The organism is Natranaerovirga pectinivora (genome assembly GCF_004342165.1).
Classification (GTDB): Bacteria; Bacillota; Clostridia; order Lachnospirales; family DSM-24629; genus Natranaerovirga; species Natranaerovirga pectinivora.
This window is the reverse complement of record NZ_SMAL01000005.1, coordinates 144,144-160,899: the sequence shown is the minus strand read 5'-3', so window position 1 is coordinate 160,899 and position 16,756 is coordinate 144,144. Positions and strand designations below refer to the sequence as shown.

General features: G+C 30.4%; 16 protein-coding genes. All 16 read left to right on the top strand.

Translation table 11 applies throughout. The features are described 5' to 3' along the window. The first annotated feature begins 76 nt into the window (after window positions 1-76). Entirely contained in the window at window positions 77-2,185 is a 2,109-nt protein-coding gene (locus EDC18_RS08930) for an RNA degradosome polyphosphate kinase (RefSeq protein WP_132252342.1), read from the top strand. Between the two features lie 131 nt (window positions 2,186-2,316). Next, window positions 2,317-3,255 (top strand): ornithine carbamoyltransferase, encoded by a 939-nt coding sequence (gene argF / locus EDC18_RS08925; RefSeq protein WP_132252340.1) that lies wholly within the window; start codon window positions 2,317-2,319, stop codon window positions 3,253-3,255. A gap of 44 nt (window positions 3,256-3,299) precedes the next feature. Then, a complete protein-coding gene (locus EDC18_RS08920; protein ID WP_132252338.1) occupies window positions 3,300-4,280 on the top strand; it encodes a biotin--[acetyl-CoA-carboxylase] ligase in 981 nt (326 codons plus the stop codon). A gap of 22 nt (window positions 4,281-4,302) precedes the next feature. Next, a complete protein-coding gene (locus EDC18_RS08915; protein ID WP_132252336.1) occupies window positions 4,303-4,623 on the top strand; it encodes a DUF6145 family protein in 321 nt (106 codons plus the stop codon). A gap of 279 nt (window positions 4,624-4,902) precedes the next feature. Next, window positions 4,903-5,196 (top strand): Dabb family protein, encoded by a 294-nt coding sequence (locus EDC18_RS08910; protein WP_132252334.1) that lies wholly within the window; start codon window positions 4,903-4,905, stop codon window positions 5,194-5,196. A gap of 65 nt (window positions 5,197-5,261) precedes the next feature. After that, window positions 5,262-5,819: an ECF transporter S component gene (locus EDC18_RS08905; protein WP_132252332.1), complete on the top strand. Its 558-nt coding sequence runs from the start codon at window positions 5,262-5,264 to the stop codon at window positions 5,817-5,819. A gap of 1 nt (window position 5,820) precedes the next feature. Beyond that, window positions 5,821-6,588, top strand: a complete 768-nt coding sequence (locus EDC18_RS08900; RefSeq protein WP_132252330.1) for a type III pantothenate kinase — start codon at window positions 5,821-5,823, stop codon at window positions 6,586-6,588. Window positions 6,589-6,727: 139 nt separating this feature from the next. Continuing rightward, complete coding sequence (gene dusB, locus EDC18_RS08895; RefSeq protein ID WP_132252328.1) at window positions 6,728-7,693, top strand: tRNA dihydrouridine synthase DusB; 966 nt, start codon at window positions 6,728-6,730, stop codon at window positions 7,691-7,693. Window positions 7,694-7,825: 132 nt separating this feature from the next. Beyond that, complete coding sequence (locus EDC18_RS08890) at window positions 7,826-8,788, top strand: hypothetical protein (protein ID WP_132252326.1); 963 nt, start codon at window positions 7,826-7,828, stop codon at window positions 8,786-8,788. A gap of 162 nt (window positions 8,789-8,950) precedes the next feature. Continuing rightward, complete coding sequence (gene greA / locus EDC18_RS08885; RefSeq protein WP_132252324.1) at window positions 8,951-9,427, top strand: transcription elongation factor GreA; 477 nt, start codon at window positions 8,951-8,953, stop codon at window positions 9,425-9,427. 86 nt (window positions 9,428-9,513) lie between these two features. Beyond that, a complete protein-coding gene (gene lysS / locus EDC18_RS08880; protein ID WP_132252322.1) occupies window positions 9,514-11,007 on the top strand; it encodes a lysine--tRNA ligase in 1,494 nt (497 codons plus the stop codon). Between the two features lie 301 nt (window positions 11,008-11,308). Further along, the gene (locus EDC18_RS08875; protein ID WP_132252320.1) at window positions 11,309-12,541 is read left to right on the top strand and encodes a putative glycoside hydrolase; all 1,233 of its coding nucleotides are present in this window, start codon (window positions 11,309-11,311) and stop codon (window positions 12,539-12,541) included. Window positions 12,542-12,762: 221 nt separating this feature from the next. Beyond that, a complete protein-coding gene (locus EDC18_RS08870; RefSeq protein ID WP_132252319.1) occupies window positions 12,763-13,149 on the top strand; it encodes a hypothetical protein in 387 nt (128 codons plus the stop codon). 24 nt (window positions 13,150-13,173) lie between these two features. Continuing rightward, entirely contained in the window at window positions 13,174-14,106 is a 933-nt protein-coding gene (locus tag EDC18_RS08865; RefSeq protein ID WP_132252317.1) for a hypothetical protein, read from the top strand. A gap of 308 nt (window positions 14,107-14,414) precedes the next feature. Continuing rightward, window positions 14,415-15,299 (top strand): diadenylate cyclase CdaA, encoded by an 885-nt coding sequence (cdaA, locus tag EDC18_RS08860; protein WP_243115102.1) that lies wholly within the window; start codon window positions 14,415-14,417, stop codon window positions 15,297-15,299. Beyond that, window positions 15,280-16,545, top strand: a complete 1,266-nt coding sequence (locus EDC18_RS08855) for a CdaR family protein (protein ID WP_165878530.1) — start codon at window positions 15,280-15,282, stop codon at window positions 16,543-16,545. The genes cdaA and EDC18_RS08855 overlap by 20 nt, the downstream gene beginning before the upstream one ends. Window positions 16,546-16,756 lie beyond the last annotated feature (211 nt).

The window sequence follows — 16,756 nt, the reverse complement described above, 5'->3', positions numbered from 1 at the left end:
AAAAGTACTATGTTATAATAATACTAACTCAATAATAATTTTGTATTTACTATTACGGTTATGGGAAGGTGATTCTATGGAAAGGATTAACTTTGACAATACATTAAACTATGAAAATAGAGAGTTAAGTTGGATAGAATTTAATCAAAGAGTATTAGATGAAGCTAAAAATCACGAAAATCCGATTTTTGAAAGAATAAAATTTTTAGCAATTGTATCCTCTAATTTAGATGAATTTTTTATGATTAGAGTTGCATCCTTAAAAGAACAAGTTAAAGCAGGGTATATTAAGGCTGATTTTTCAGGATTAACATCTAAGATGCAATTGAAAAAAATATCACAACGGGTACATACATTGGTTGACAGTCAATATGAAGAGTATAACAAAAACATCATACCAATACTGGAAAAAGAAGGCATTGTGTTTTTGAATATGCATAAATTGTCTAAAAACCAACAAGAATTTGTACAAGAGTACTTTGAAGAGATATTATACCCTGTTTTGACACCAATGGCAGTGGATTCTAGTAGACCATTTCCTTTAATTAATAATAAAAGTTTAAATATAGCAGCCCTTATTAAAAAAGAAAATGAAGAAATGTTTGCAACGGTTCAAGTGCCATCTGTTTTGCCAAGGTTTGTTGAAATACCATCTGAAAACAAATCAAAACAATTTATCCTGTTAGAAGAAATTATTAAACATAATATAAACAAACTATTTTTAGGTCACAATGTCATTAGTGCCACTACCTATAGAATTACAAGAAATAGTGACTTATCAATAGATGAGGAAGAGGCCCAAGACTTACTAAGAGAAATTGAAGAGTCTGTGAAGAAAAGAAAGTTTGGAGATGCATTAAGATTAGAAGTTTCTTCAGATATGGATAATAGATTAATCGATATACTCTTAGAATCATTAGATATTCATAATAAAGATATATTCTTAATTGATGGGCCCTTGGATTTAACATTTTTGATAAAGGTCTTTGGATTAAATGGTTATGAACACTTAAAATACGAAGAATATAAGCCCCAAAAACCTAAGTCCTTATTTGGAAAAGAAGATATTTTTGAGGCCATAAAAGAAAAAGATATTTTATTTCACCATCCTTATGAAAGCTTTGAACCAATTATTGATTTTATTAAAACAGCAGCTAAAGACCCTAATGTTCTTGCGATAAAACAAACTTTATACAGAGTAAGTGGAGATTCACCTATTATTAAAGCATTGGCAAGAGCAGCAGAAGCAGGCAAGCAAGTGACAGTACTTGTTGAATTAAAGGCTAGGTTTGATGAAGAAAATAATATACAGTGGGCAAAAAAATTAGAACAATCGGGTTGTCATGTTATTTATGGACTTGTTGGTCTGAAAACCCACTGCAAAATTACTTTGGTGGTAAGACTTGAATCAAAGGGAATAAAAAGATATGTCCACCTAGGGACGGGAAATTATAATGATATTACAGCTAAACTTTATACAGATTTGGGAATATTAACATGTAACGATGAAATTGGTGCTGATGCATCTGTAGTGTTTAATGCGCTATCAGGTTATTCTGAACCCCCTAGCTTTAAAAAAATGGTTATGGCACCTAATGGTTTAAGAGAAAAATTTATTAAACTAATTGATAAAGAAATAGAACATGTAAAGTCTGGGAAAAAAGGAAAAATTATTATAAAAATGAATTCATTATGTGATTATGATATTATAAGAAAATTATATGTAGCATCTCATAATGGTGTTGAAGTGGAACTCATTATCAGGGGAATATGTAGTTTAATTCCTGGTATTAAGGGGATTAGCGATAGAATTACAGTGAGAAGCATTGTTGGGAAGTATTTAGAACACAGCAGAATATTTTACTTTTATGATGATGGAAATGAACAGTTATTTTTGTCCAGTGCGGACTTAATGCCAAGAAACCTTAATAGAAGAGTAGAATTGTTATTTCCTATAAGTGACAAAGAAAACAAAAAACGCGTGATAAAAATTTTAGAAATATTATTAAAAGATAATAAAAAAGCTAAAATTAAGAAATCAGATGGCAAATACCAAAAAATAGACATAAAAAATAATGATGTCATTAATGCTCAAGATTATTTTTGTGAATTAGCAGTGAAAAGAAAAGATAATTATGTAAAAGAAAGGGAAAAATCTGTTTTTATACCAATTCATCCAAAATAAAAGGAAGAAATTGAGTTGGATCATTAAAAACTATTGACACATAAATAAACATATAATAGTATAAATATACAATTAAAACTAATAAAAAAACACACAAATTTTTGTATTTAGAAAAAGGGAGCGGATTTTAAATGGATTTAAAAGGAAGAAGTTTATTGACACTGAAAGATTATACAAAAGAGGAAATAGAATACTTAATAGATCTGGCAATTGAATTAAAAGAGAATAAGAAAAAAGGGATATTAGGAGATCGTCTAAAAAACAAAAACATCGCTTTGATTTTTGAAAAACCATCTACAAGAACACGTTGCGCATTCACTGTTGCTTGCGTTGATGAAGGTGGACACCCTGAATATTTAGGAAAAAATGATATTCAATTAGGTCATAAAGAAAGTGTTGAAGATACGGCAAGAGTATTAGGTAGATTGTTTGATGGCATTCAGTTTAGAGGTTTTTCTCAAGATACAGTAGCAAAATTAGCCCAGTACAGCGGTGTGCCTGTGTGGAATGGTTTAACAGATTTATACCATCCAACTCAAGTATTAGCGGACTTAATGACTCTTAAAGAGAATTTTAATACATTAGAAGGATTAAAATTAGTTTATATAGGCGATGGAAGAAATAATATGGCCAATAGTCTTATGATTGGTGCAGCAAAACTAGGGATTAACTTTACAATAATTGCTCCAGAATCTTTATGGCCAGAAAAAGAACTTGTTGATCAATGTGAAGTTTATGGTAAAGAAACAGGTTGTAAAATTGTGGTAAGTGATAATGTAGATGAAGTGAATGGTGCAGATGCCATTTATACAGATGTATGGATTTCTATGGGTGAAGAAGATAAAGCGAAAGAAAGAATTGAGATGTTAAAACCATACCAAGTGAACTCTGAAATAATGGGTAAAACAGGTAAAGACAATTCTATTTTTATGCATTGCTTGCCAGCTGTAAAAGGGTATGAAGTAACAGAAGAGGTTTTTGAAGGTAAAAATTCCGTTGTCTTTGATGAAGCAGAAAATAGAATGCATACAATAAAAGCAGTTATGGTTGCAACAGCAGGAGAAAAGTAATAAAATAAAAGGATAATTTTACTAAAGACTAAAAGAGGGATATAATGAAGAGTAAAATCCTTGAATTTTTAAAAACCAATGAAGGATACATATCAGGGCAAGAATTAAGTGATATATTAGGTGTGTCTAGAACATCCATATGGAAAGTTATTAATCAATTGAAGGCAGAAGGCTATGGAATTGAATCTGTTTCCAATAAAGGATATCGACTAATAGATTCCCCTGATATTTTATCCAAGGCAGAAATCCAGTATGACTTAAAAACAACAGTTTTAGGTAAAGAGATTATTGTATATAATCAAGTTGATTCAACAAACAAACAAGCAAAAAAGTTAGCTATTGATGGCGAAAAACACGGAACAGTGATTTTAGCTGAGGAGCAATTGGAAGGTAAGGGTAGAAGAGGAAGGCTGTGGAAATCACCTCCTAACAAGGGGATATGGCTCTCTATAATTTTGAGACCGGATTTGCACCCTAGTAAAGCATCTATGCTTACATTAATCGCAGGATTAGCCGTGGTTCATACCATAAATAGATATACTAAAAATCAAGCTTTTATAAAATGGCCTAATGATATTATTATAAATGAGAAAAAAGTATCTGGTACTTTAACAGAAATGAGCTCAGAATTAGATGTCATTAATTATGTTGTTGTGGGCATTGGGGTCAATGTTAATACCACTGACTTTGATGATGAGATTAAAGAGATTGCAACGTCTTTGGCCAATGAAGAAGGTAAGAGTTTTGAAAGAGCTTTATTGGTAAAGGGGATTTTAGAGTCTTTTGAAAAGTTTTATGATCAGTTTATGGTGGACAAGGATTTAAGTCATCTTATTAATGAGTATGAAGATAATTGTATTAATGTTGATAAAACCGTTAGAGTTATTCTGGATGGACAAGAAAAAATTGGTAAGGCTATAGGTATAACAAAGATGGGTGAATTAAGATTTGTACAAGCATCAGGAGAAGAGATGATTCTTAATTCTGGTGAAGTCTCTGTTAGAGGACTAAATGGTTATGTATAGTAAGCAAAGAGGTGATTATTAGATGTATGAAGAGGATAGAGTAATCTTATGTGTTTCAAATTCTTATGAGAAGAGGTATTTTTTGAATGAGGATTTTGAGAGTTTGCCAGAGTTGGTGAAGGCTGAACTTAAGGCGTTTTCTGTTTTGTTTACTGAAGATGTTGGTGGTATTTTTGTTATTGGGTTTAATGAAGATGGTGAATTGTTTTTTGAGGTTCAGGCTGATGAAGGAGATATTCTTTATGATGAAATAGGGAGTCATTTGAAGATTAAGCAGATTCAGAAGGAGAAGCAGGAATTGTTGGAGGCATTGGAGAGTTATTTTCGGACTTTTTTTATGTAGATTGGGTACATGGAGATTGTCGACTAGCAAGTGATGGATATAAGATTTATCGACCCTTCTCCATCCTTGGAGAAGAGGGTCGAGCTACGCCATCTGTGGCTCCGCTGTATAATCTTATATACATCACTTGCTAGTCTCTGTTGTGATATTTAAGGATTTTTGATAGCCAGAATAAGGTTTCTTTTGAGATGTTTAAAAGTCGTAAAATAATGCTAACAAACAAAGTCAGGCTTTGAGAAAATTTAATTTAAAATATTTATTCGAAAGGAGTTTTTTATTATGATCAAACATATTGTAATGTTTAAGTTTAAGGAAGAGGATAAGGTTGAGCATTTGATTAAGGCTAAGGAGATGCTTGAGGCACTTAAAGATAGGATTGATGTAATTAAGTTTATTGAGGTGAAGTTTAATTCTCAATTGGCAGATGAGAACAATTTTGATTTGATTTTGGATTCTGAGTTTGAGAGTATGGAAGATCTTAATGCTTATCAAGTCCATGAAGATCATCAAGAGGTTGTTACTTTTATAAGAGGTGTTGTAGAAGGTAGAGCTTGTATTGACTATGAAAAGTAAATAGTTTGTAACTGTAAGTAAATGATTTGTCTTGTATCCTGAGGAACGAGAACGGAGGATTTTATATGAAAACTAAAAAAATGGTTACTTTAGGTATGTTACTTGGTATTACGGCGATTTTGGGGTTCACCCCTATAGGATTTATACAGATACCACCTGTTAGTATTACTTTATTGCATATTCCTACTATTATTGCAGCAGTCTTATTAGGACCTGTTAGCGGTATTGTAGTAGGTTTTGGAATGGGTTTTATTTCTTTTGTAAGAGCAATTGGAGCAGCTGGATTTGATGTGCTTTTTATCGACCCAAGAGTTTCTATTATACCTAGAGTGCTTATTCCTATTACAACCTATTATGGTTATATATTAATTCGTAAACTCACAAAAAGTGAAAAGTTATCTATTACATTTGGCGCTATAGTTGGAACACTAACGAATACAGTGGGTGTTTTAAGCATGCTTTTTTTTCTGTATGCTCAAAGAATCATTGATATTAATGGTGTTGATGTATTGGTAAGGAATATAATTATAGGAGCTATTTCTGTTAATATTGTTGTAGAGGTTATTGCGGCTGCAATAATTGCAACACCTATAGCTGTGGTGCTAAAGAAAGTAGGGGATTAAAATGTTACTTGTAATGGATATTGGAAATACCAATATTACAATAGGAACATACAAAGGTAAAGAGTTAATTGGAAGCTGGAGAATGACCACAAAATTACAAAGAACATCTGATGAGTATGGTTTGTTTATTTGTAATTTATTAAAACATAGAGATATTGAAATAAGCGATATAAAGGATGTTATTATTTCTTCTGTAGTGCCTAACATAATGTATTCTTTTGTAAATGCTATTAAGAAGTATTTTAAAACGGAGCCTTTGATTATTGGTCCTGGCATAAAAACAGGTATAAAAATTAATACTGAGAATCCTAAGGAAGTTGGAGCAGATAGAATTGTTGATATTGTAGCAGCTTATGAATTATATGGTGGACCTGCAATTGTAATAGATTTTGGTACGGCTACAACCTATGATGTGGTAACTGAAGATGGTAGTTTTATTGCAGCAATCACATCCCCTGGAATAAAAATATCTGCTAATGCACTTTGGCAAGGAGCTGCCAAGTTGCCAGAGATTGAAATAAAAAAACCACAGTCCATACTTGCTAGAGACACAATAACCAGTATGCAAGCAGGATTGGTTTATGGGTATATTGGACAAGTAGAATATATTATCAAAAAGATAAAAGAAGAATTAGATTTACCAGGTATAAAAGTTATTTCTACTGGTGGGTTGGCAAAGATTATTTTTGATGAAACAGATTCTATTGAGATTAATAATCCTATGCTTACCCTTGAAGGACTAAGGATTATTTACGAGAAAAATACCTAGAGGTTATTATAGATGTGTAAAACTTTGTAGGATTGTGAATAAATGTATTTAAACAATAAGAGACTGTGGACAAAGCTATTGATTTATAGTAGTATTGTCTACAGTTTTAAATTTATTCTTTTTTAAGTAGGTGAATCAAATGAAAATAGGAAATATAAATATACCTAATAATGTTTTTTTAGCACCAATGGCAGGCATAACAGATTTGCCTTATAGAATCCTTTGTAAAGAACAAGGTTGTGGTTTGGTATATACTGAAATGGTTAGTGCAAAAGCACTTTATTTTAATAATAAAAATACAGAAATCTTACTAGCAACAGAAGCAAAAGAAAGACCTGTTGCTGTCCAGTTATTTGGTTCAGATCCAGATGTTCTAAGCCAAATGGCAATGAGGTTGGATTCTTATCCCATTGATATTATAGACATTAATATGGGATGCCCTGTTCCTAAAGTTGTAAATAATAGAGAAGGTTCAGCCCTTATGAAAGATCCCAAGTTAATAGGAGAAATCGTTAAGAAAGTTTCATCAGCTATATCAAAACCTCTCACCATAAAGATTAGGAAGGGGTTTTCTGAGGAAATGGTAAATGCTGTAGAAATAGCAAAAATTGCTGAAGAGAACGGCGTGGCAGCAATCGCTGTACATGGTAGAACAAGAGAACAATATTATAGTGGCAAAGCAGATTGGTCTATTATTCAAAAGGTAAAAGAAGCAGTAAACATACCAGTCATAGGAAATGGTGATGTATTTACTCCTGAAGATGCAAAAGCTCTTATTGAAGAGACAAAATGTGATGCCATAATGATTGGAAGGGGAGCTCAAGGGAACCCTTGGTTGTTTAAACGAATCAATGAATATCTTAATTCAGGGATTTTATTAGAAGGACCATCTTTTGATGAAGTCATTGATATGATCATAAAACATAGTAAAATGCTTATTGAGTTTAAAGGAGAGTATACAGGAATTAGAGAAATGAGAAAGCATGTTTCTTGGTATACGAAAGGCTTACCAAAAACGGCTCAGTTAAGAAAAGAAATCAATGAGACAGAAACTTTTGAAGAAGTATTAAATTTATTATCGGCTTATAGGGATACTTTAAAGTAAAATATAAAAATGGCATATTTCCCATATTTAGTTATTTTAACTCATAAATTGTATAACTTTCTAATACATTAGTAATAATTATATTTAAGCGAAGATTATCCCTTAATCTTTTGCTTTGTAGAGGTGAGTTATATGGCAAAGGGGTTTGCTGCTTTTAAGTTAGCCAATACACTAGATGACATAAAAATTAAAATACCATTTGGTAAGTTGCTTTCTGATTCCTATATTGAAAAAACAAAACTGAAAAAAATATTATTGAAAGTACCAATTGAAATCAGTGAAATAAATATTGCTGGTATTGAAGGTTATGAAGTTCAAATACCAATTACTGCTAGTATACTAAAAGAAAAAGATGAAAATTATATAAGAACAATAATTGATGACAGCATTAATCAAATGATTGATGAAGAATGTCACTCTTTCGTATTTCCTGAAGAGATAATGCCTTATGTAGAGGATAAAGAAATTGTGATCTCTAATGGAAAAGGTCTTCAATTCTTGCTTTTAGACAAGGTAATAGAGAAATGTATTAACTTATCTGAGAAAAAATTAAAAGAATTGAATTTTGTTATTATAGACGGACAAGATAGTTTGTCAGATTTTTGCATTGATTATTTATACGATAAAGTGAATTATTTAACCATTGTAACTAAAAGGCCTGTTTACTTTGAAGAGACAAAAGAATTTATATTTGAAGAAACAGGATTAGCAGTTGAAGTGTTGGAAGATCCTCTAAATAATTACATTGAAAGTGATATAGTAATTAATTGTAGAAAAGAAAAAAATAAAGCATTTTACTTCTATAATAAAAAAGCTTTTTTAATAGATTTTGTGTCAGACAAAAGTGAAATTAAAAATGTACTTTTAAAAAGAAAAGATTTACAAGTTGTTGATGATATATCGTTAAAAATAAATAAAATAGAATATGATACAAAATTACTACAAGCAGCAATTTTTTCTCAAAATCGTATTTTTAGAAGTTGGTTAATGTATGGTTATAAAAAAGATATGATAGATAGAATTGAAAAAGTTTTAAGTCAATTTAACTTAGAAGTAAAAGACTTATATCAATATGGTAAAAAAATAATATTTTAATTTATTATAATCTAAAAAATTTTTTCTAAATACACTTAGATTTAGAATAAGATTCCATGAGGTTTCCTTATCTTGACAATAGAAAAATATTAAGTTATAATACGTTAAATATTATACAACCGATAGAAAATTAAAAAAATTGTAGAGGAAGGGTGTAGCAAGATGGCAGACAAAAAAATAATACTGACATATGCAGGATTAAAAGAATTAGAGGATGAGCTTGAAGGATTAAAAGTTGTGAAAAGAAAAGAAGTAGCTGAAAAGATTAAGGAAGCACGTGCTCAAGGGGATTTATCAGAGAATGCGGAATATGATGCGGCAAAAGATGAGCAAGCAGAAATTGAATCAAGAATAGTTGAAGTAGAGAAAATATTAAAAAATGCTGAAGTTATTGATGAAGATGAAGTAAGTACAGATGTAATTAATATTGGATGTAAAGTAAAGTTGATGGATATAGAGTTTGATGAAGAAGTTGAATATGCTATCGTAGGTTCTATGGAAGCAGACCCAATGAACCATAAATTATCCAACGAATCTCCAGTAGGGAAAGCCTTATTAGGTAAAAAAGTTGGTGAAACTGCAGCGGTAGATACACCAGAAGGAACAATTGAGTTTAAAGTACTTGATATATTTAGATAAAAATGGTTAAATGGTAGTGTAACATTAGGATTAGGCATTATAATTTATGCAAGTATCCTTCTAAGTATTAAAAGGAGGAAATTACGTTGGAAAAAAATAATGAAGTACAAGAGCAGGAACAAGACTTAAATGAATTACTGAAAATCAGGAGACAAAAACTTGCTGAGTTACAAGAAAAAGGGAAAGATCCTTTTAAATTAACAAAATATGACGTAACAAGCAATAGCAATGAAATTAATAACAACTTTGATTTGTTAGAAGGTAAAGAAGTTCAGATAGCTGGGCGTATTATGACAAAAAGAATAATGGGAAAAGCTTCTTTTTGCCATATGCAAGATAGATATGGACAAATTCAGGTTTATGTTAGAAAAGATGCTATTGAAGAAGAAGATTATGATGACTTTAAGCACTATGATATTGGTGATATCATTGGGATTAAAGGTGAAGTCTTTAAAACTCAAAAGGGTGAAATCTCTGTTAAAGCAAAAGAAGTTGTTTTGCTAAGCAAAAGTCTTCAAATATTACCTGAAAAATACCATGGATTAAAAGACACTGATACAAGATATAGACAGAGATATATTGATTTAATTGTTAATCCAGATGTAAAAGATACTTTTGTAAAAAGATCACAGATTATTAAAGAAATAAGAAAGTATCTAGATAATAAGGATTTCTTAGAAGTTGAGACACCTGTATTACATACTCTTGCTGGTGGAGCAGCGGCTAGACCTTTTATTACGCATCATAATGCACTAGATATGGAATTGTATCTTAGAATAGCATTAGAACTTCATTTGAAAAGGCTTATAGTCGGTGGATTTGAAAGAGTTTATGAAATAGGTAGAGTTTTTAGAAATGAAGGTTTATCAATTAGACATAATCCAGAATTCACTTTAATTGAATTATATCAAGCGTATACTGATTATGAAGGTATGATGGATTTAACAGAAGAATTAATACAAACAGTTGCAAAAAATGTTTTAGGCACAAGTCAAATCGTATATGATGGTATAGAAATAGATTTAGGTAAACCATTTGAGAGGTTGACTATGATTGACGCTGTTAAAAAATACGCTAACGTGGATTTTAGAGAAGTATTAACGGATGTGGAAGCAAAAGAACTTGCTAAGAAACATCATATTAAATATGAAGAGCATCAAAAAAGAGGGGAAATACTTAATTTATTCTTTGAAGCATATGTTGAAGAAAATTTAGTACAACCAACTTTTATTACTGATCATCCAGTTGAAATTTCGCCATTGGCTAAAAGAAAACCAAATGATCCTGAATATACAGAGCGATTCGAGTTGTTTATAACTAAAAGAGAATTCGCAAACGCTTTCTCTGAATTAAATGATCCTATTGATCAAAAACAAAGATTTGAACATCAAGAGTCTTTAAGAGCATTTGGTGACGAAGAAGCAAATGTTATCGATCACGATTTTATAACTTCACTAGAATATGGAATGCCGCCAACTGGTGGATTGGGAATTGGTATTGACAGATTAGTAATGTTGCTTACAAATTCTTATGCAATAAGAGACGTATTGCTATTCCCAACTATGAAAAATAAAGAATAATAATGACCCGACATTAGTCGGGTTTTTTTGCGTATTTGTAAAATATACATATATAGTAAACCTATGTGATTTTTTGAAAGAATTACTTGGGTAATGTTTATACATATAACCATAATAATAATATATTGAAAGTATTATCTAGCATTAGGGAGTAATATAAAATAAAAAATCAATATAATTTTAATTTGAGTTCATTATTACCTATTTGGTCATAAATAATCAGGAAAAAACTGTCGAAAATTATTAACATCTATGCTATAATATTTAAGACTAAAAAAAATTATACTAGAAGGTGTTTAAAATGGGGAAAAATAATAACATGAAAAACAAATTGTTTTTATTGGTATTAGTATTAGTTACTATAATTTTAGTAGCATGTGATGCTAAGGGGGATGATTCACAATTACCAAATGAAGATAAGGGAAAAGAAAAGATAGATTATGAGTACATAGTTGACTTTTCTTATTATGAAGAGGTGCCAAATGTTAATCATAATCAATACTTTGAACCAGTTAAAGTAAAAGGTATTTATGTTAGTGGTCATACTGCTGGAAGTCAACAATCATTGGATAATTTAATACAATTAGCAAATGAAACTGAAATCAACTCTTTTGTTATTGATGTTAAAAATGATGATGGATTTGTTACTTTCAAAGTAGATGTGCCTTTGGTAAATGAATTAAATACAGATAGAAATATAATTAGAAACATAAATAGTGTAATGGATCAATTATATGATAATAACATATTTCCAATAGCCCGTATTGTAGTTTTTAAAGACAATTACTTAGCCCATAACATGAAAGACTTTGCAATCAAAAATCCAGATGGAAGTTTATGGTACTACAAAAATGTAGCTTGGGTAAATCCTTACAATAGGGATTCATGGGAGTATATTATAGATATTTGTAAGGAAGCTGCAAAAGTTGGATTCAAAGAAATACAGTTTGATTATATTCGTTTTGAAGCAACTAGTACATTGCTTAATGCTGATTTAGGGTATGATTCAGAAGAGGTAAAGAGAACGGAAGTCATTGCAGAATTTTTAGACTATGCAAGAGAAGAACTAGAATCGTATAATGTAATTATATCTGCTGATGTATTTGGTATTGTATTTCATAGTCAAAGGGATGCCAATACATTAGGTCAAGATTATATTGAAATGAGCAAAAGATTAGATGTAATATCCCCTATGGTATACCCATCCCATTATGGTTTTGGAGGGTATTATGGAACGCCTAGAGATATTCATCCTGACTGGTTCCCATATGAAATTCTTTATGGATCGATGATGAATTCCAATCAAGTATTAGATACTATGGATGAAGGTGATCCAAGGCCCATTGTTCGTCCATGGCTACAAGCATTTACAGCAACTTATTTAAGAGCGCCTCATTTTAGAGTTTATAGAGGACCAGAATTAAGAGAGCAAATTCAAGGGGTATATGATGCTGGTTTGGAAGAGTGGTTACTTTGGAATGCAAGAAGTAACTATGATGCAGTTAGGGATGGACTACTACCTAATGGAAATTAACTCAACTTATGACTCTTACTTCCCAAGAGCCACAAGTTTCGTTGAAAGTTTAATCTCCAAATCCTTGCAAGCAAATTTGCAGATTACATTTTCATATTAACCTTGCAACATGCCTTCCGCTTTGCTTCAGGCACAAGGTTTCAATGAAAGTTTAATCTCCAAATCCTTGCAAGCAAGTTTGCAGATTAAACTTTCATATTAAATACTTCGAGGTGAAATATATGCTAAGTGAAGAAAAAATTAAGATAATGACTAAATTAGCAATATATGAGAAGAATATAGGCAAAGAAGATTTTCGTATTAATGATTATTTTAAACACGATTATATATTAATTAACAATATGAAAACTAGAATCGGCATAACAATTGCGCTTATGATGCTTTTTGGTGGGCATGCTGTATTAGAACTTTTTGTATTTGTTGAGGAAAGAACAAATATTGATTTTATTAAGTTAGGTATTACTTATGGGGTTTTATATTTGGTGTTAATACTTGTATATTCAGTATTATCTACTAGGATTTATTCTCAAAGATACAAAGAGGCTCAGGCTAGATTATCTGGATACAAAAAACTTATTGAGAAAATAAATAAAATAAAGGATGAGTAACAACTATTAGGAGGGACTTAGCAAATGCTAACTAAACTTTTGGAGATTAGGGAAATACTTATTATATATTTTAAAAGATTCGAGAAGCAAATACTTACATTTTTAAAATTTATATTAATTCTAATGATACTTACTAAAATGAATGAAGCTCTTGGATATGCAACAGTTTTAAATAGAGGATTAGTAAATATTGCATTAAGTATTGTATTAACGTTGTTACCAGGTAAGTGGGTAATATTTATATTGGGATTATTAGTGACAACTCACATTGCTTTTGCCTCTATAGAAGCAGCACTAATAGTAGGTGTTTTGCTAATTGCATTATACTTTATGTATATAAGTTTATTTCCTAAAATGGGGTATTTTATATTAGCGGTTCCTTTGTTGTTTTCTTCTAACTTAATATATGGAGTACCAATATTCGCTGGATTATTCTTTACACCAATTACCATTATTCCAATCACATTTGGAATAATAATGCATTATTTTGCATTATCCATAGACAGCATAATAAGATTGCATTCTGATGATTGGGTTGAGATGCCAAGTGTTATAATGGCTATGTACAAAGAAATTGTAAATACTGTTTTTTCAGATCGAGAGATGTTATTTACTATTATTGTTTTTGCTATAATTGTAGTAGCTACATATATTATAAGTAGACTTTCAATAAATTATGTTTGGTATATTACCATTGGGGCAGTATCATTATTAAATATAATACTATTCATAATTGGTAATTTAACACTAAACCTGAACTTAAGTGTAGGTGGAATCATTTGGAGAAGTATTTTAGCTGCTTTTATATTAGTTATAATACAATTCTTTAAATGTATAATTGACTACAATAGAACAGAAAAAATTCAGTATGAAGATGATGATTACTATTACTATGTAAAAGCTATTCCAAAGATAAAAATTTCAACACCTGAAAGAAAAATTAAAAGAATAAAATAAAAAATCTAAGCAATTATTAGGGAAATCATACGTGACTTAATAATTGCTTTTTCTACAAATTTTTCAAATAGTACAAAAGGACTAAAATTTATAAAAAGTATTAAGGTTTTTATTAAAATGTATTCTCATTTCTCAAAAAAATGGTATAATAAAATTATAATAATAAACATTAGTAAAAATGGAGTAGAAAAAAGCACTAAAGTAAAGATAAACTTTAAATTTATTATAGTTAGAATAAAATTTACATAGGATAATAAGAATAATAACTTATGTTTTTATAATATAGTTGCTAAATGAGGTGTATTTTATTGAATCAGTTTACTAGATTTTTAGACGGTGATAGGCTCTCAAGACTTTTTACCATACCAAAAGTTAATATGACTGATATAATTGAAATTATTATAATTTCATTTATTATTTATCATTTAATTAAATTAATAAAAGATACTAGAGCTTGGATGTTATTCAAAGGTATTATTGTTTTATTTCTTGTAGCAACTATAGCATCAGTTTTTAGACTTAATACCATACTTTGGATATTTGCAAATACCATTAATGTAGGGATTATAGCTATTTTGATTGTATTTCAACCAGAGCTGAGAAGAGCTTTAGAACAATTAGGGCAGAGGAATTTTCTAGCATCAATCGTTCAATTCGAAGATCAAAAAGACAAAGGTGAAAGATTTTCTAACTTTACAATAGATGAATTAATAAAAGCAGTTTATGAATTAGCAGGGACGAAAACAGGTGCTTTAATTGTAGTAGAACAAGATATTAAATTAACAGAATACGAAAGAACAGGCATCCCAGTTGACGCAGTTGTAACCAGCCAAATACTTATGAATATATTTGAGCATAATACACCTTTACATGATGGTGCTATTATTATAAGAAACAATAGAATTGTTGCCGCTACTTGTTATTTGCCTTTATCAGATAATATGAAACTAAGTAAAGAATTAGGTACTCGACATCGTGCTGCTTTGGGTATTAGTGAAGTGTCTGACTCAATAACAATTATTGTATCTGAAGAAACAGGAAAAGTTTCTATTTCTATTGGTGGTAACTTAATTAGAAATGTAAATGGAGAATATCTGAAAAATAAGCTACAATACATTCAAAAGAAATCCATAGATGTTAAGAAATTTAAGTTATGGAAGGGTAGACAGAAAAATGAAAAGAGTACTAACTAGAAATCTTATGTGGAAAATTGTATCAGTGGTTTTGGCAATTTTACTATGGTTAGTAGTAATTAATGTGGAAGACCCTTGGACAACAGATGAAATACGGGATATTACTGTTCAGTTAAGATTTGATGAATCTATAACTGCTAATAATAAAGCCTATGAAGTTATAAAAGGTGAAACCATTACAGTAAGGGTTGAAGGTAAAAGATCAGTAATAGATAACTTAAGACCTGAAGATATAAGAGCTGTAGCGGATATGAGAATGTTATCTATTACTAATAGTGTGCCTATAGAAGTGGAGGTTAATCGAACTAAGCCAGTTGAAGTTGTAAGATGGGAACCGCAAAATCTTTTGGTTAATGTGGAAGATATACGACCTATTCAGGCGGGTGTACAATATCAGATAATTGGAACACCAAATGCACCTTATGTTATTGGAAATGTAACAGTAGAACCGAATATTGTACAAATAACAGGACCTGAATCTCAAATCAATAGAATAAAATCCGTTGTTGTCCCTGTTGAAATTGATGCTAACAATGTAAGGGATATAATCTTAGATGCGACGCCTTACATACTAGATAGTCATGGAAATGAAGTCTCAAAAGTTACCCTAAACACAACTGTAAAAGTGACTGTTAATATTGACAAGGAAAGAACGGTGCCAATAAGAATGGAAACAGTTGGAGAACCGCCAGAAGGCTATGTTCTAACTGGGTTTAATTATAGTCCAACAAGTATAAGAATAGCTGGTAGAGAAGCTCAAGTAGATGCTATCAGTAGTATTGTAATACCACCAATAGATATAAGTGATTATACAGAAGACACAGAATTTACTATTAGTATTAAAGAATATTTACCTGAAAATATTAGATTACATGCTTCACCTGATGAGATAACGGTTAGAGTTGGAATTGAAAGCTCTATTGAAAAAGATATCTCTATTGATATTAATAACTTAGATGTTAAATCATTGCCAAGAGAATTAAGATTTAGATATTTAACACAAGAAAATATTAATATAAGAATTGCTGGAAGAGAATCTTTAGTAAGGACAATTACCAAAGAAAATATTATTACAAGGATTGATCTTAGAGATTTAGAGCCAGGGAGACATACCATACCTGTTGAAGTAGTACTTCCAAGGGGTGTGACTATAATTGGTCCAATGCCTATGGTGGACATTGAATTAGAAATAGAGAATGAAGAAGGTATTGGTGATGAGTCAATAAGAACAGATAATAATACCTAAATTAAAGCCTTATACACTTGTATAAGGCTTTAATTATGCATAAACAGAAATTTTTCAACTATATTACAAGCTACCAAAAGGTAGGCAATGGCATAAAATGATACTAGATACATACAAGTTCATAAGTTGTATATACCAATGCACAAAGTTGTATAGTTAAATGCATCCAATTGATTGAAAAACCTAATTTTGGGTGTTATAATCAATTTGT

What these genes read in the sequence shown, in the direction of transcription:
- EDC18_RS08930 (WP_132252342.1), top strand. Translation starts at nt 77, where the DNA reads ATGGAAAGGATTAACTTTGACAATACATTAAACTATGAAAATAGAGAG.
- argF (WP_132252340.1), top strand. Translation starts at nt 2,317, where the DNA reads ATGGATTTAAAAGGAAGAAGTTTATTGACACTGAAAGATTATACAAAA.
- EDC18_RS08920 (WP_132252338.1), top strand. Translation starts at nt 3,300, where the DNA reads ATGAAGAGTAAAATCCTTGAATTTTTAAAAACCAATGAAGGATACATA.
- EDC18_RS08915 (WP_132252336.1), top strand. Translation starts at nt 4,303, where the DNA reads ATGTATGAAGAGGATAGAGTAATCTTATGTGTTTCAAATTCTTATGAG.
- EDC18_RS08910 (WP_132252334.1), top strand. Translation starts at nt 4,903, where the DNA reads ATGATCAAACATATTGTAATGTTTAAGTTTAAGGAAGAGGATAAGGTT.
- EDC18_RS08905 (WP_132252332.1), top strand. Translation starts at nt 5,262, where the DNA reads ATGAAAACTAAAAAAATGGTTACTTTAGGTATGTTACTTGGTATTACG.
- EDC18_RS08900 (WP_132252330.1), top strand. Translation starts at nt 5,821, where the DNA reads ATGTTACTTGTAATGGATATTGGAAATACCAATATTACAATAGGAACA.
- dusB (WP_132252328.1), top strand. Translation starts at nt 6,728, where the DNA reads ATGAAAATAGGAAATATAAATATACCTAATAATGTTTTTTTAGCACCA.
- EDC18_RS08890 (WP_132252326.1), top strand. Translation starts at nt 7,826, where the DNA reads ATGGCAAAGGGGTTTGCTGCTTTTAAGTTAGCCAATACACTAGATGAC.
- greA (WP_132252324.1), top strand. Translation starts at nt 8,951, where the DNA reads ATGGCAGACAAAAAAATAATACTGACATATGCAGGATTAAAAGAATTA.
- EDC18_RS08875 (WP_132252320.1), top strand. Translation starts at nt 11,309, where the DNA reads ATGGGGAAAAATAATAACATGAAAAACAAATTGTTTTTATTGGTATTA.
- EDC18_RS08870 (WP_132252319.1), top strand. Translation starts at nt 12,763, where the DNA reads ATGCTAAGTGAAGAAAAAATTAAGATAATGACTAAATTAGCAATATAT.
- EDC18_RS08865 (WP_132252317.1), top strand. Translation starts at nt 13,174, where the DNA reads ATGCTAACTAAACTTTTGGAGATTAGGGAAATACTTATTATATATTTT.
- EDC18_RS08855 (WP_165878530.1), top strand. Translation starts at nt 15,280, where the DNA reads ATGAAAAGAGTACTAACTAGAAATCTTATGTGGAAAATTGTATCAGTG.